Origin of the sequence: Microcoleus sp. K5-D4 (assembly GCF_036704575.1) — a bacterium.
Taxonomy (GTDB): domain Bacteria; phylum Cyanobacteriota; class Cyanobacteriia; order Cyanobacteriales; family Microcoleaceae; genus Microcoleus.
On sequence record NZ_JAUBSD010000124.1, the window covers coordinates 1 to 15350 of the forward strand.

General features: G+C 47.8%; 11 protein-coding genes. 4 read left to right on the forward strand and 7 right to left on the reverse strand.

Annotation, left to right across the window (positions count from 1 at the left end; all coding sequences use genetic code 11):
• The 3 genes from QUA77_RS26565 to petP all read right to left on the reverse strand — a co-directional run.
• A partial coding sequence (locus QUA77_RS26565; RefSeq protein WP_333453534.1) for a tetratricopeptide repeat protein occupies positions 1-814 on the reverse strand: 814 nt, incomplete at its 3' end.
• A gap of 214 nt (positions 815-1028) precedes the next feature.
• Positions 1029-2123: a Get3/ArsA fold putative tail anchor-mediating ATPase NosAFP gene (locus QUA77_RS26570; protein WP_333199705.1), complete on the reverse strand. Its 1095-nt coding sequence runs from the start codon at positions 2121-2123 to the stop codon at positions 1029-1031.
• A 291-nt stretch (positions 2124-2414) separates the two neighbouring features.
• Positions 2415-2615, reverse strand: coding sequence for a cytochrome b6f subunit PetP (petP, locus tag QUA77_RS26575; RefSeq protein ID WP_172186826.1), 201 nt, complete (start codon positions 2613-2615; stop codon positions 2415-2417).
• Between the two features lie 670 nt (positions 2616-3285).
• On the opposite strand from petP, the gene QUA77_RS26580 reads away from it, so the two are divergent.
• Together QUA77_RS26580 and QUA77_RS26585 are read left to right on the forward strand one after the other, a co-directional pair.
• Positions 3286-4392: a FecR domain-containing protein gene (locus tag QUA77_RS26580; RefSeq protein WP_333453536.1), complete on the forward strand. Its 1107-nt coding sequence runs from the start codon at positions 3286-3288 to the stop codon at positions 4390-4392.
• A 238-nt stretch (positions 4393-4630) separates the two neighbouring features.
• The gene (locus tag QUA77_RS26585; protein ID WP_333453538.1) at positions 4631-6445 is read left to right on the forward strand and encodes an adenylate/guanylate cyclase domain-containing protein; all 1815 of its coding nucleotides are present in this window, start codon (positions 4631-4633) and stop codon (positions 6443-6445) included.
• A gap of 183 nt (positions 6446-6628) precedes the next feature.
• On the opposite strand, the gene glsA is transcribed toward QUA77_RS26585, so the two are convergent.
• The gene (gene glsA / locus QUA77_RS26590) at positions 6629-7555 is read right to left on the reverse strand and encodes a glutaminase A (RefSeq protein WP_333042602.1); all 927 of its coding nucleotides are present in this window, start codon (positions 7553-7555) and stop codon (positions 6629-6631) included.
• Positions 7556-8084: 529 nt separating this feature from the next.
• On the opposite strand from glsA, the gene QUA77_RS26595 reads away from it, so the two are divergent.
• Positions 8085-8426 carry a hypothetical protein gene (locus tag QUA77_RS26595; protein ID WP_333042600.1) on the forward strand — a complete coding sequence of 114 codons (342 nt, stop codon included), beginning with the start codon at positions 8085-8087 and terminating at the stop codon, positions 8424-8426.
• Here the strand turns inward: QUA77_RS26595 and QUA77_RS26600 are convergent.
• Positions 8423-9526, reverse strand: coding sequence for a YdcF family protein (locus QUA77_RS26600; protein WP_333453540.1), 1104 nt, complete (start codon positions 9524-9526; stop codon positions 8423-8425). The two genes, QUA77_RS26595 and QUA77_RS26600, sit on opposite strands and share 4 nt — an antisense overlap.
• 247 nt (positions 9527-9773) lie before the next feature.
• Positions 9774-11261 (reverse strand): polyphosphate:AMP phosphotransferase, encoded by a 1488-nt coding sequence (gene pap, locus QUA77_RS26605; protein WP_333453542.1) that lies wholly within the window; start codon positions 11259-11261, stop codon positions 9774-9776.
• 704 nt (positions 11262-11965) lie between these two features.
• On the opposite strand from pap, the gene QUA77_RS26610 reads away from it, so the two are divergent.
• On the forward strand, positions 11966-12925 hold the full coding sequence (locus tag QUA77_RS26610; RefSeq protein ID WP_333453544.1) for a GNAT family N-acetyltransferase: 960 nt from the start codon (positions 11966-11968) through the stop codon (positions 12923-12925).
• 142 nt (positions 12926-13067) lie between these two features.
• On the opposite strand, the gene QUA77_RS26615 is transcribed toward QUA77_RS26610, so the two are convergent.
• The coding region (locus QUA77_RS26615; RefSeq protein ID WP_333453546.1) for an Ig-like domain-containing protein at positions 13068-15350 on the reverse strand (2283 nt) is incomplete at its 5' end.

Below are 15350 nucleotides of genomic sequence, written 5' to 3' on the forward strand. Positions count from 1 at the left end.
CCAGCCCGTACCAGGCAAAGTGGAATTTGGGGTCAATTTCTAAGGCTGTCTCGAAGGCTGCGATCGCCTCACTGTAGTGGCTCAAATCTGTTAGGGCAAGACCCAGCCCATTCCAGGCAAAGTGGAATTGCGGGTCAATTTCTAAGGCTTTCTCGTAGGTTGCGATCGCCCCTTCTAAATCTCCTGCATAATAAAATTTTCGTCCTTGGTTATATAATTCTTCTGCCTCTGGATTGACTTCTATATTTTCAGTTATTACCGATGGATTATCCGTCGGAGTCGCACTCAAACTCTGCCTTGCCAACAATCGAGTAACAATATTTTCATTCCCAACAGATGAATCATCCGCAGGAGTCTGACTCAAATTCTTCCCATCCAACAATCGAGTAACAATATTTTCATTCCCAACCCATCGCCCTTCCTCATCCTTCCGATTCAAACTCTCCCCAGCCAACAATTGCCAACCAATCTTCCCACCAACCTCACTTAGTTTCCCGCAATTCATCTCACCCAGCCGCACCATTCGCCCACCCAATTCTAAATGAGTCTCCGGGGATACCAGCAACCTTTCTCCAAATTCTTGCAGCCAGTTTTCCCACTCAGCATCTTTGATGTTGCAGGCGATTAAAAAACCTTTAATTTCGCCCCGACTCCAGCCTTTTTCAACACCCTCTAACAGTTGCAAAAATTTCTGTTCGTATTCCCCAAAAGTGGGAATCGGAGTTGGCTTTGGCGGTGGTGGTGCTGGTTTGCGGAAATGTCGCTGAATTTGCCGCCACAGGTTGATGATGCTTTGCCAAATTTGTCGGAGCATTGGCTGGGTTGGTGATGTGTTGTGGGAAATTGTAACATAAGCAACGGAGGACACGGCAATGCCGTCTCCCTACCCTCGATTAATTGTAGGGAAACGGCACTGCCGTGTCCTGACTTTGGCCGCAGAGGATACGGCAATGCCGTCTCCCTACCCCAAATAATTTTCCGGAAACTAAGGACTTTAGTCCTTACTAGAAACGATCTTCTTCCTTACCCTAAAAAGAAATAATCAAGTAACCGTTCAGGAACTTAGCACCAGTAACAGACTTCCCAGTTAGCGCCGGAGGCAGCAAAATATTGCGCCGCTGATCGCCCGCTTCGATCGTCACTTCCGGCCCCGATTGAATCAATTTAATTTCTTTCTTGTCAAACCCAGGCAAAAACAAACTAACTTGACGCTGTGCAATGTTTATGTTAATAGGTTTGGGAGCTTTTGCGGCCTCCGAAAAATCTGGCAAAGCATCAATTAGCGGCTGCCAATTATTATCACTGTGCGCCGGAACCGAAACAGCCGTCAAAGGCTCAAAATCGGCAGTAATAGCTTCTGTAACCGATGCTTGATTGACAATGACACCGCCCACAGTCAAGCCAACTTGTTGAGAACTTCCCCAAAGATAGCGAGCAGTTGCGATCGCACTTGCATCTCCAGTCGTCACCAAAAAAGCCGCCGTGCGGTTCGGATCTGCCAGCGCTTCCTTACCCTTATCCAAAAGATTATCGACTTGCTTAGTAGATTGAAAAGCATTGTCTCCCGACAAATCCACAGTCAACACGGTACTGACAACCGGTTGAATAAAAGGTGAAAGCGCTTTCCCCAAATCCGAATCAACCAAAGCTTGGCGGAACCTGCGGATGTACCAACTCAGAATTTCCGGCATTCCCAGCATCCGCAGCGTATCCATGCCGCCATTGCCGTCATAAACAATTACATCGTATTGTTTGCTGTCTTCGTATTCCCGAAGTTCGTTCAACGCCAGCGCGCTGTCCATTCCCGGCAATACTCCTAATTCTTGACCGTAAATCTGCTTGAAAAAGGGAGTACGGACATATTGAGCTTCTAGTTGTTTAACTTCGTCCCACCTGCGTTCTAGCAGCGGCGCGCTTTGCACCTGAACTGCTTTGAGGTTGGGGGCAATTTCCTGGGGGTTGAGAGTCAGGGGAGCCCCTAGCAGAATACCCAATGCAGGGCCCGGATCTTGGCCGAGCAGCAGAACTCGCTTGCCTTGAGCCGCGTATTTTTTAGCTGTTGCGATCGCGATCGTACTGCGGCCAGTGCCGCCTTTGCCCAAAAATGTCAAAATCAAAGCCATTTTCTGTTCTCACTGCCAAAGCTTACTCTTTAACATTTAAGCGCAACCTTCAGCCAGAGTGGGGGAGGGCGGAGAGTGGAGGAAGAGGAGAGTCGGCGAGTGGGAGAGTGGGAGAGGGGAAGAATTGGGAAAATTTTTCCTCTTCCTTCTTCCATCGGACTGACATCCGTTACATCCGTTACATCCGTTACATCCGTTACATCCGTTACATCCGTTACATCCGTTACATCCGTTACATCCGTTACAGAATCCGTTGCCGAACTTCCTTCTTCCTTCTTCCTTCTACATCTGTTAAACGGGTTCTAGCTCATCTTCAAAGAACCAAGTCGCAAAACCGTCAAACTTGACAACCACGCCTACTCCGCTACCGTCAACCATTCTGAATCCGTCAACAGTGCCTACTGGATTCTCCTTTATCTTGCCCACTATATTTGCAGGTATCCGATCTCTGAGACGGCGCACCTTCACTCTCTGACCTACTTCTATTGCCACTGAAATTGTTCTCCTGCTCTATATAACCTATATACAACCGTTTATTTTACAGTTTGGCGTCTACTTCGGAACAGCAACACCAGCAGGCGATCGCTCGCTATGATTTTCCATCGAAATTTCCACCAACTTTCCCTAAAAAACGGTATTCTAGTCGGAGTTTGTCGATCGTCTACCCGGATTCGCTTGGGTTTGCCTCATCAGCTTCCACAGCGGCAAGCTCAACTTCCAGAGTCTCGCGCACCACGGAGATAATTATTTTTTATCCCTTCGCAAAAACAATCTTTTTATTAATTGTCACAACTACAGGATTTATTTCCAATTAGTCATCCTTCCGGCAGAAGCCAAAAGACATTCAGAAGCAGTAATTAAATTTAGGTTTGCTATATATAAATCTTGTATTTCTAACGTTGACATCGGCTAAGATTAATGCTGTAAAGCACTTGGAGTCTAGCTTGCAAAATTTTCCGAATGTCAGATTGTAGGAAACGGTCATGTTGTAACGGTTTACTACAATCTGACAATAAAAAAAAGATTTAATGGTAAGATTTCAGGCTGAGAAAGTTTATTTGTGCTGCTGTGTTAGGGCATAAAAAGTGGAACGATTGCCGGATTTAGGGTGTCTGATACAGGAAAGGAAGTCTAGAAACTTCAATATGACAAAATTGAAATTATGAATAAAATTTTTACCTGTGGGCGCTCGACCCAAATTCCGCTCCTAAGTTTGTCCTTAGCTGTGTTCGCCTGTCTGCCACTTGGTCGTGCGACGATCGCCAGTCCGCTTTCTCCATCCCCCACACAGCCGTCGAACGCTACTAAACTTGTCTCAGTTGATCGACCGCCAGCACTGCCAACAGCCTCAAAATCTCTAACAAATCCGGCAACAGTGGCGGCTAATTCATCCCCAGTAGAGACGATAAACGCCCAGGGAACAGCGGCCGGGCGATCGCTCGAAATAGAAGAAATTCGGGGTACAGTCAGCTTTAAAGGGCGGCCAGCCGTTGTGGGCGATCGGCTACTCGCCCCCGGAGACGAAATCATCACCGGCCCTAATTCCACAGCCCGTTTAGGCATCGACAATAACGTTGGCACCGTGGAAGTTGGCGAAAAAACCGCAGTCAGAATATCCAATTTGTCAAGCAGTGCAGGTGGCGAAAAAGACACAGCCATTTTTGTCAGCAGGGGGCGAGTCAGGTTGTCGATCGGCAAAACTGCTGCGACAACTCCCGCAGCCAACACCTCAACAATTATCCCGCCGAACCAAATAGTCGCCCTCAATACCTTCAGCGGACTTGGCAAATCCAGTCAAATTGCCCAACAAAAAAAGTCTGCCAAAACCGCCCCAGTCAGAGTTGAAACCCCAGAAGGCGTTGCTGGAGTTCGCGGCACCTCCTTTGGCGTCAGCGTCGGTGGCGGCAAAACCGCAGTCGAAACAATTGAAGGTGCAGTCGTAGTATCAGACAGTGCCGACTCAGAAGTAGTTGTCAACAGCGGTAACGCCACGACTATTTTCCCTCAAACCTCGCCCGTGACGCCCTCAGCGAGCCCTCGCCTAGCTCAACTCAAAGTCCGCAGGTTGTTGAGACTCAGCGCCAATATCTATAGCCTCAGTGGTCAAATTAACCCGATCGACACAGTTTATGTCCACAACGAAGAGATTAAGATCGATCGAAATGGCAACTTCAAAATCCAAGGAATTTTACCTCCAAGTCGCCGCCTCAAAATCGTAGTGCGAGGCCCGTCAGTCACAGAAAGGCATTACAGCTTCGCAGTTCGCTAAACAACCTATCGTCGCGAGTAATGTACGCGGGCAGTCTCTGAGGACGTGAGTTAGATCCTATAGTCCTATCAGGGTTGATTATTTTGTGTAGGTGCGAAGGATTTTGCGGTGAATCTCGGTAGTCAAAATCAATAAATTTTGCCCCCACCATTCGCCCTTACGGTATTGTAAAACTTCATGACTCTCACTCCTATCGAAGTTCGGACTCGAATGTCAATGATTGCGTCAAATTAATTGCATGAAGTTCAAAGAATGGATTGATCATATCAAACAGAATAAACTGCTCGGGCTCCGGCAACATATAACCACAAATCCTCCCTGGGTCACAGGGGTAGTAGTAGGTATAATGTCTGTAGCCATGCTACAATTTGGAATGTGGAAACCTCTTGAATATTTGGGATACAAAACGCTATTTCAAATTCGAGAATCGGGAATTTTGCCCAATCCCGGATGGGATGAGAGAATTGTGGTAATTGCGATCGAACGGCATTCCTTGCAGGAATACGGTCAATTTCCTTGGCCTCGTAACCGCTATGCCCAACTGCTAGAAGCACTGAAAAAATCTCCCCCCACAGCCGTTGGTTTTGACATTCTTTTCCTCGATCCAAGTCCGAAAGATGATATTTTAGCCGTTGCAATCGCCGCCAACGGCAAAGTTGTACTCCCTAGAACCCTTAAAGAAGAACCAGTAGCATCTTTAAAAGCAGCCGCCGCAGGTGTCGGCCACATCAGCCAAGAAGCCGATAGCGACGGTATTAGCCGGGAGTCAAAAATCTTTCTCAACGGGATTCCTAATTTCGGTTTAGCAATGACTCACAGGTACAATGCTGCTAATCCCCAAGATCCAGTATTGCTCCCACAGTCCAAAAATAAGCAGGAAAAAAAAGTCTGGGTTAACTGGCCTGGGAAAACTGAAAATCTACCTACCTATGCTTTTGTTGATGTCGTAGAAGGTAGAATTCCCGCAGATGCTCTGAGTAATAAGTTAGTTTTAGTGGGGATAGTTGCTACTGGTTTAGACCCGATATCTTCACCTCTCAACAAGACTACGGCGGGAGTTTATTTATATGCAGCATTGGTTGACAATTTGCTCAATCAACGCTTGCTGCAGCGGCTGCCGGTACTCCTAGAAATTTTGTTATTGTTGGGGATTGGCCCCCTTACCGCCTTGGTTTTGGGCAACCGAGGTGTTAAAGAGAGAATGGCGATCGCTCTCGGTTTGCCTATAATTTGGATTGGGGCTGCCGCTTTGTTATTTGGCTTCTTTTTTTGGTGGGTTCCGATTGCCGCACCTATCGGCACCCTCATTTTATCTAGCACTGCTTTGCAACTGCGGGAACAGTACGAAAAGCAGCAGTTGATGAGGTTATTTGAAAAGCACGTCGCTCCGGAGACAGCTCAGCTTATTTGGGAACGCAAAGCTGAGATATTTGAACAGGGAGAACTCGAACCTCAAGAACTTACAGCAACGGTGCTGTTTATGGATATTCGTAGTTTTACTTCGATTTCAGAAAAAATGCGACCGCGAGATTTACTCACCTGGTTGAACAATTATTTGGAAGCGATGACTAACTGTATTATGGATCACGGCGGCGTTGTAGATAAATACATCGGTGATGCAATTATGGCAGTTTTTGGGGTGCCTTTTTGCCATACTGAATATCGAGAAATTCAACAAGATGCTTTGAATGCAGTTGCGGCTTGTATTGCGATGCACGAACGGCTGCACCAACTTAATCAGCAGCTTAGAAGTGAACGCAAACCTTTAATTAAGTTTGGCATCGGTTTGCATACCGGACAGTTAGTTGCGGGCAGTGTGGGCGGTTCCCGGCGTTTGAATTATTCTGTGATCGGGGATGCTGTCAACGTTGCTGCTAGATTGGAGGCGATGAATAAGGAAATTGTTTCTGACAGTCCTTTTAATTTGTTGGTGACGGCGAGGACTTTTGCTTACGTGCGCGATCGCTACGAAGGCCAAAAAGTAGGAGCGATTCAATTGCGCGGCAAAAAAGAAAAGACTGTGGTTTATGCTATTTTAGGGGAAAAGCATTAGTTATTGGGCATGGGGCATGGGGCATGGGGCATGGGGCATGGGGCATTGGTTCAGGGCTTACGTATCAAAACCAAAGAAACCGGGTTTTTGGCAGTTTATGCCAGCATTCAAGAAATATTCTCGCAAAAAACCCCGGTGGTTGAGCGAAGTCGAAACCCTGAGCAACCGTGCGTAATTCCTAATCTAATCAAATACGCTTAGTCGCAAAGTTTTAGCTATTTTTTCTAACAGAAATAAGCTACCGATAGAATTTCCGTCTTTATCCAAGGGCGGACTGTAAAAGCCGATCGCACCTTGACCCGGAATTACCGACAGCATTGCCCCGCTAACTCCCGACTTAGCCGGCAGCCCCACCCGCAGGGCAAAGCGGGCGGATGCTTCATACAAACCGCAAGTTGCCATCAGCGCTGTGACAGTACGGCAGTTTTCCCCCATTGCTCGATCGCCACTATTTACCAAAACCATCCCCAGCTTAGCTAAATCCTCCACAGTTCCCGACAAACAGCAGACGCAATTGTAGGTTTCTAAAGCAATTTCCGCATTTTGAAGATAACCCGATTCTACCATTTTTAAGGCGAGATTCCAATTGTTTTGATTGGGATTTGTCTTCACTGAATCGAGCATTAACTCGTCAACAAATAACTGACTGTTTGCCTGTTTATTCAGCCAATCGAGCAAGTTTTGACAGCGTGCCACAGCATTTTGACCGGGAATCAAAGACGCTAGGGCGATCGCCCCGCTATTAATCATCGGATTTCTCGGCTTCCCTTGGTCTATTTCGAGTTGAGTTAGGGAATTGAAAGGTAGTTCCGAAGGCTCACAGCCAACGCAGTCAAAAACCGTTTTTTCGCCCAATTCGCACAGCAAATAAAGCAGCACAAAGGGCTTGACTACACTCATCAGCGGGAATGTTTGAGCAATGCTACCCCAGCTCATAATTTGACCATCAATTGCCCGAATTTGCACGGCAAGCCTTTGTCGATCGGCTTGCGCTAGGAGAGGTATGTACGCAGGGATTCGACCAGATTTACTGCGATTAATTGCCTCTTTTGCCCAAGCTGCCAGTTGTTCCGGTTGCAAGGAAGATAGTTGACTGGTGGATATTTTCACTGTCGATTATTTAGATTATTTGAGATTTTAGATAGGCATTCCTAGGGCGATGTTGAGCCATAAACTCGGTTTATTAACCGAATTGCGTCACTTGGGCTCTCTGCTGGCAGAAACCGGGTTTCTTAGGTGAGATAAGGCAAGCTCATAATTTGATGAAATTTTTGTGTGGTGTCCCGCCTGGCCGAAAAATACAACGCAAGATGCCCGACAGCTTATTTAAGGCTGTTGACCTTTGGGCCCGCCGGGAGCAAATAAATTTATTGACAATTTTTCATAAAAAAACCTGTATTTTGCATAAAAACCTCCCGTTCACCCAGATAGGTAATTAGCAGCTTCAAGGCAACGCTGCTAGCCAAAACAAACAAGCACTAGCTGGAAATGCCTTCAGATTCTGATGTCTAAGCTCCAGCAAGGGGCGGCGTGCATATTTAACTTAATTCTTTCAGAGTTCGCCAAATCCTGTCCGGAAAACCCCCGAACCTTTAAGAATGTACTATCCAACCGAATCTACCAAAATCAGGATAAAAAAATGACAGAAGCGAAAGCAGAAGCACCAAAGCCCGCTCCGATGATTTTTAAGGGTGTGTGCAACGACGGGGTTCTCAAAGGCAAAGAAATTGAAGGCAAACTAGATATCAAAGTCAACGTTGAATCTGTCAAAACCCCTGAAGCAAAGCCCACAAAATCCCAGTGGGAGCCAGTTATCTTTTGGGTATTGTTTGCAGTCATGGCAAACTTGATCGTCGGCGACCCCGCCGGAATGAGAAAAAAATACAGCTCCCCACAAAGGTCTCATTCTCATCAGATTTTAAACCAATCTGGGGAGCAGTCGCTGTTGGCTAAGAAAAACACCAGCAACTTGCCACTTTAGGCCCTGGGAGCCTGCCAGCCGCGCAAATAGTAATAGAAAGACCCGAAATATTCATCGAATACTCGCGTCGTAGTTACCAAAGCTTCTGCACTAGGCAAAAAATCTCCCGCGTCTAAGCGGAGTCTACTGGATCTCCCTCCTGAGGTGGGTTGAAAAGTGTAGAAGTCGGTAGCCCTAGGAATCACCTGGATTCCCATATTCGCAAAAGCAAGGCTGGCACGGCGCATCTGAATCGCAGATGTTACCAGGATGACTTTGCGCGGGGCGCCACGGCTGTCGAGTATCTTTCTCACCTCTTGAGCGCTGGTGCGTATGTTGCTGCCGTTATCGTCGAGAACGATACTGCTGCGCGGCACGCCCATGTTGTTTGCCAGCAAAGTCTCGATATCCTTAGCTTCACCAACATAACCCTCCAACTCGTCTCTCGGGCCAGCGGTAACGATGACCATCGGTGCGAGTTGTTTTCTGTACAAAACGGCAGCATAGGGCAGGCGATTGCCTGTATCTGTCAGTTGAATCGCTACTCGGTTGGGGATGTGAGGCTGAGTGGTTCCCTTGCCCAGCAGAACGATCGCCGCTGCGGTTTCGTCGCAGCAAACTGTGCGGACGGCTGCGGCGGCGTCCCGTTCTGCTTGCTCGGCGAACCAGTAAGCGACAACTGGCATACTCGAAAGGATCAAAACTAGCAGGGCTGCCAAGATCATTCTCGGGGCCGGGTTGCGGATGCCCCCGTTCGTGATCAGCGCCGATGCAATCACCAACAGCGTGATTGAAAAACCCAGCGGCTTAAAGAAGAAGGCTATGAGCCCGAAAATCGCTGCTCCGACCGGGGTGTCTGGTGCAAAAAAAGCTAGGATCAAAAGGCTGATCAGCAGCAAAACGCGCAGCCGATCTAATAAAGGATTGTCTTTGCCCCCTGATTGATCCCACCACGATTTGATCAGTGAGAACAGGAGGAATAGAAATAGAATGCGAGCTAACAGTTCTGGCATCTTGCAATATTCTGTGTCTTCATAAATTAGTACAGAAGTTTTGGAAACGATCGCGAATTTAGCTGCGGGAGGAAATACGGGAATCGGTGGGTTTTTAACTTTCGCCAATAACGCAGCCCGATCGCATTTATCCTAATGCTCGCTTCCGGTCAGCTATCAACTATTGGCTGCAGGGTGAAGCCCGCTACTTCCAGTCACAGATTGCTGACAGTTAATTGGTAATTGATAACTGGTAATGGTTGATTGATAATTGGTAATGAATCGAACACGCCGCAGGTGAAATTGGCAATTCAACTCTGCTTTCTGCTGCCTGCTTTTTGTCCCCATTACCTGTTACCCATTCACCAATCCCAATTTATCGGCGCTTCAGTTGATTCCGAATTGCCTGCGTTACCGTTTGAATTACTTTAACACGAGCATAATACTTGTTATCGGCCGCAATTAGCGTCCAAGGAGCAAGCGGCGTGCTGGTGCGGTGAATCATTTGATTCACCGCCACTTCATAATAATTCCACTTTTCCCTATTTCGCCAATCTTCCTCGGTGAGTTTGTATTGTTTAAAGGGATTGTTTTGCCGCTCTGTAAACCGCTTTAGTTGCTCGTCAGGACTGATGTGCAGCCAGAATTTAACTAAGACACAACCGAAACTGGTGAGTTGCTCCTCAAATTCGTTGATTTCCTGATAAGCTCGGCGCCATTCGGGCTCGGTGGCAAATCCTTCGACTCGCTCGACCAGCACTCTACCATACCAACTGCGATCGCAAATGCTGATTTTACCAGCCGTTGGCAGCCGTCGCCAGAACCGCCAGAGGTAGTGATGCGCTTTTTCTTCGTCTGTCGGGGCCCCAAAGGCATTAACGGTGTAACTGCGGGGGTCTAATACGTCCGTCAAGCGTTTGATTGCTCCTCCTTTACCGGCGGCGTCCCAACCTTCAAACAGCACTAATACGGGGATTTCCTCTTCGTAAATGCTTTGTTGCAGTTTGCCAAAACGGGTTTGTTGTTCGCGAAGTTGCTGTTTGTATTCGTCGGGCGACAGCGATTGAGTTAAATCTACTTGGGCGAGCACGTCAGGTTCGGTGGGTTGCAAGCTTTCTTGAGGCGGCAATTTTACGGGTGCAGATTGCATCGGCAGTCTGTCTAAAGCTTCTGTAATTGTCGCTGCCATTTGCGTTAAAACTTTGACTCTGGCCCACCGCTGACAATCGCCTTCTACTAGCGTCCAAGGTGCCGGGCCCGTGCCGGTTTGGGCTACCATTTCTTCGGCAAAAGTTGTGTATTCTTGGTATTTTTTGGCTTGTTTCCAATCTTCGGGCCGCACTCGCCAAGCTTGTAAGGTGTCGTCTTCTAGTTTTTTGAGCCGATGCTTGAGCTCTTTTTTGCTGAGGTGAATCCAAAATTTGGCAATTGCTGCGCCGTCATCTACCATCTGCCGCTCGAAGGCGTTGATTTGCCTGATGGCTGTCGGTACTTCTGCCTCGGAGATTCGATCAAACAATCGGTCTTCTAAAATGTGAGTGTACCAACTGTGGTAGAAAAAACCTATTTTGCCGCGGGCGGGGAGTTTCTGCCAAAACCGCCATAGGAAAGGATAGCCCATTTCTGCATCTGACGGCGGCCAAATTGGGTGGACGGCAAACCCCCGCGGGTCCATATACCCCACCATTTGTTTGACTAAAGCACCTTTGCCGGCGGCGGCCCAGCCTTCGAGGACGATGATTGCAGGCAATTTTTTTTCCCTGCACGCCAGTTGGAGCGATCGCAACTGTTGCATTAAAACTTCTATCTTGGCATCGTAGGTTTCTTTATCTAGGGAAATGTTTAAATCCAGGTTGTCAAGCATATTTACCTTCTACCAATCCGCAATCTAGTTTAATGTTAGTTTAAGGTTGGGATAAATCCACCTAAAATCCGGTAAAAAAGTGATTAAAACTACTGTTACGGTCGGTTAAAACTGCAATGCTTCTGCCCTCAAAAACCTGCTCCCGTCCATACTAACAAAACTCTCCTCACCTCAAACTTGCAAAAAAAAACAGCTCAGGTTATAGTTCAAATAGGGAACTTTTAAATAAGTTCAACTTCTCCCCTCCCCCGATCGGGCGAGTTAACAGGAGGAGCAAGAAATCCCTGAAAAAGGATTTATTGTAAAACAGAGCAAAAGTAAAAATCAACTACCCACTGGGGGTGACAACTTCTTTACTTAGCTGTTGAAACTTTATTCAAACAACAGTTACTTAAGCACCAAGCTTAGTAACGAAAGAGAGCGCGACTCATCGACATCCAGCCATAAACTCACCTACAAAATTAGCCCCAAAGGGCAAAACAATTTTTATGATTGCCTAATTAGATAAAACCTGAAAGCCTGGGTGATATAAACAGGTTTCTGAGTTTTATCGACACCACAATAAATCTGCATTACATCCGCGTTTATCCGCGTTCATCTGCGGTTAATCATCAAAAACTCGGATTTTTGCAATAAATTCACTGTACTTGTTTGCCAATACCACTTAAGAGGAACAGTCCGAAATTACGGATTGCAAGTTTTCTATGAATATCTTAACAACACGCTCCTACAAGGGCGAAACTGACTGGTGCGCGATCGCCAATTTGATCGATGCTTGCGAAGCTGTGGATAGACTCGGTGAAGAAGTCTCAGCAACTGAACTTAAGCTAATACTTGATGCCCCCAAACTCGACAAAGCCCGCGACGTGCAATTGTGGGAAGATGGTAATTACAAACTAATCGGTTTAGCACTCCTAGATATGCCCGATTCGCCAGAGGAAATCGACGCTTGTCTCTGGTTTTACGTGCATCCAAACGTGCGCGGCGCAGGTTTGGAAAAAGATATCATTAAATGGGGCGAAAAACGGCTGGGCGAAGTCGCGAAAGAACGGAATTTGCCTGCAAAATTGCGTACATACAGCCGTGAGGACCAAACCGATGAGATGCGGTTGCTAGAAAAACAGGGCTTTGAGGTCGATCGCTATTTTTGGACAATGGCCCGATCCCTCGCCGAACCCATACCAAAACCCGAATTTCCCGCAGATTTTGCCCTAACACACGTATCCGGAGAACAAGACATCCAGCCTTGGGTAGAGATGTTCAACCAGTCATTTATCGATCACTGGAATCACCACGATTTAACTGCGGAAACCGTGCGCTATTGGATGCAAGACGCCAATTATCAGCCGGAATTAGACTTGATTGCTGTTTCGGGCGATCGTAAATTTGCAGCTTTCTGCGATTGTCAAATCAAACCCCAAAAAAACGCCCACAGCGGCACAAAAGACGGCTGGATTGAATTGTTGGGTACGCGGCGCGACTTTCGGAAAATGGGTTTAGGAAAAGCGATGCTTTTAGCTGGTTTGCATAAGTTGAAAGCAGCGGGTGCAAACACAGCTAAACTCAGCGTCGATGCTGACAGTTTGACAGGGGCGACAAAGCTTTACAAATCAGTGGGTTTCCGCCCGATGGAAACTTGGATCGAGTGGGCTAAGACAGTTTAGAAAAGGTTGACAGTGAAGGGGAGAAGCCCGACTGCTTAAAGAAGTCGGGGTTCTCAAGTGCGATCAAATTTTGCGATCGACTTTTGGGTCAAGTGCGATCGCCCTTTTGGATCGAAGGGGCGATCGTACTTTTCTTGATTTCCTAAATCAACTGGAAATTAGCCGATGTAATCGTATTGGCACTCACTCCAATCATCACACCTAACTCCTCTCCTGTCAAGACATTTTTGATGAGAGTTCCCTGAGTATTTTGAGTTATTGCTAACTGACCAAAACTCAAACCACCGCTTAATCCAATCAAGTCTTTACCGATGGTAAAATCAGCGATGATATCAAATCCTTGACCAGCTTTTAAGACAAAGATATCGTTAGCGCTACCGCCAATCAAACTATCATTGCCTAAGTCTCCGTAAAGGATATCAGAGCCTTTTCCCCCCAGGAGAGTATCATTATCTTCCCCTCCATAAAGAGTATCATTTCCTTCACATCCTCCCAGGATATCGGCTGCTTCGTTACCGCTAATTAAGTCATTACTTTCACCGCCGCAGATAGTATCCGAACCTAACTGTCCAAAAAGGTAGTCATCACCTTGACTACCAAGCACGATGTCATTTCCTTTGCCTCCAAATAAGGTGTCATTATCCTTGCCACCATCGATGAAGTCATCATCTTTATTGCCATAAATGATGTCAATACCTTCGCGACCATGTAACAAGTCATTGCCTTTGCCTCCGAAGATTAAATCGTTGCCCAATTCGCCAAGAACGATGTCGTTTCCTTCATCTCCATAGAGGATGTCGTCTCCTTTTCCTCCGGTGATGAAGTCGTTGCCTTGGTTGCCATTAAAGATGTCGTTGCTGGCACCACCATATAAGTTGTCATTCCCGGATTTGGCATCGAATATATTGCCGTTGTTACTGCCGAGAAATTCATCGTTTTGGGCAGTGCCTATTTGAATCCCCGATACACCAAGTATGGTGTTTTCAACTGAGTTAGGTTGGTTTAAATTGGGATAGGCAAGGTCATCGCAGATGCAGTCATCGTTAGGGATCTTGTTGGTTGTTGGTGTTGGCGTTACCGATGGTGTTGGTGTCGGTGTTGGTGCGGGCGTTGGTGTCGCTGTTTCCGCAGGGCTTGGTGCGGGTGTTGGCCTTACCAATGGTGCAGGAGTTGGTACGGGTGCGGGTACGGGTGTTGGTGCAGGTGTTTCCGCAGGGATTGGTGCGGGTGTTGGTGCAGGGGTTTCCGCAGGGATTGGTGCGGGCGCGGGTGCAGGTGTTGGTGCAGGTGTTTCCGCAGGGATTGGCGCGGGCGCGGGTGTTGGTGCAGGTGTTTCCGCAGGCGTTGGCGCGGGCGCGGGTGTTGGTGCAGGTGCGGGTGCGGGGGTTGATGCGGGCGCGGGTGCGGGTGTTTCCGCAGGCGTTGGCGCGGGTGCGGGTGTTGGTGCAGGTGTTTCCGCAGGCGTTGGTGCGGGCGCGGGTGCAGGGCTTGGCGCGGGCGCGGGTGCAGGTGCGGGTGCGGGTGCGGGTGTTGGTGCAGGTGTTTCCGCAGGCGTTGGTGCGGGCGCGGGTGTTGGTGCAGGTGTTTCCGCAGGCGTTGGTGCGGGCGCGGGTGCAGGGCTTGGCGCGGGCGCGGGTGCAGGTGCGGGTGCGGGTGCGGGTGTTGGTGCAGGTGTTTCCGCAGGGGCAGGTGTTGGTGCAGGTGCGGGTGCGGGTGTCGCAACATCAATACTAAAAGTACCCAAACTGCTAGCAGCAGCAAAATTACCGCTAGCATCCTTCACCTGCGAGGCTTGCAAACTCACCGTGTAAGTACCATTATCAGCATTATCCCAAGTTCTCCCAGGCGGCGTAAACGAATATGTCGCTGTTCGCGGGGTACCATTGCTATTAACATCAACACTAACAAAGGTAGCAGGAATAGCCCCACCTGACCAATTTATAACAACGTCAGAATTATCTAAACTACTAACATCAACTCCACTACTATCGCTGAAAGTAACTGTCAATGCCTGACTTGTACCACCTGCTGTAGTAATGTTAGGAATAGCCCCCAAATTAGCAGTAAGTCCAGTGAGATCAGCAGTGCGAGTTAACTGAGTGGCTGGGGTATTGTTATTACCAAAAGTATCCGTAGCTGTGGCAGCAGGGACATCAACGGTGACAGGGCCATCCGCAGTAGGGGTGACATCAAAGGTGTAAGTTGTGGCATTAACTGTGACAACGTTACCGACAGTCGCATTGGCGACGTTGATATCAGTATTATCGAAGCCGGTGACATCTTCACTGAATGTGGCTGTGACGCTAAATGGTGCGTTGAGTGTAGTTGGGGAAGTTGATGTTAAGACAACTGTGGGGACTGTAATATCAGCAGTACGAGTCAGTTGTGTGGCTGCGGTATTATTATTACCCCCAATATCAGTGGC

Coding starts and splice junctions, on each gene's coding strand:
- QUA77_RS26585 (WP_333453538.1), top strand. CDS start 4,631: ATGAAGTTCAAAGAATGGATTGATCATATCAAACAGAATAAACTGCTC.
- QUA77_RS26570 (WP_333199705.1), bottom strand. CDS start 2,123: ATGGCTTTGATTTTGACATTTTTGGGCAAAGGCGGCACTGGCCGCAGT.
- pap (WP_333453542.1), bottom strand. CDS start 11,261: ATGCTTGACAACCTGGATTTAAACATTTCCCTAGATAAAGAAACCTAC.
- QUA77_RS26580 (WP_333453536.1), top strand. CDS start 3,286: ATGAATAAAATTTTTACCTGTGGGCGCTCGACCCAAATTCCGCTCCTA.
- QUA77_RS26595 (WP_333042600.1), top strand. CDS start 8,085: ATGACAGAAGCGAAAGCAGAAGCACCAAAGCCCGCTCCGATGATTTTT.
- QUA77_RS26610 (WP_333453544.1), top strand. CDS start 11,966: ATGAATATCTTAACAACACGCTCCTACAAGGGCGAAACTGACTGGTGC.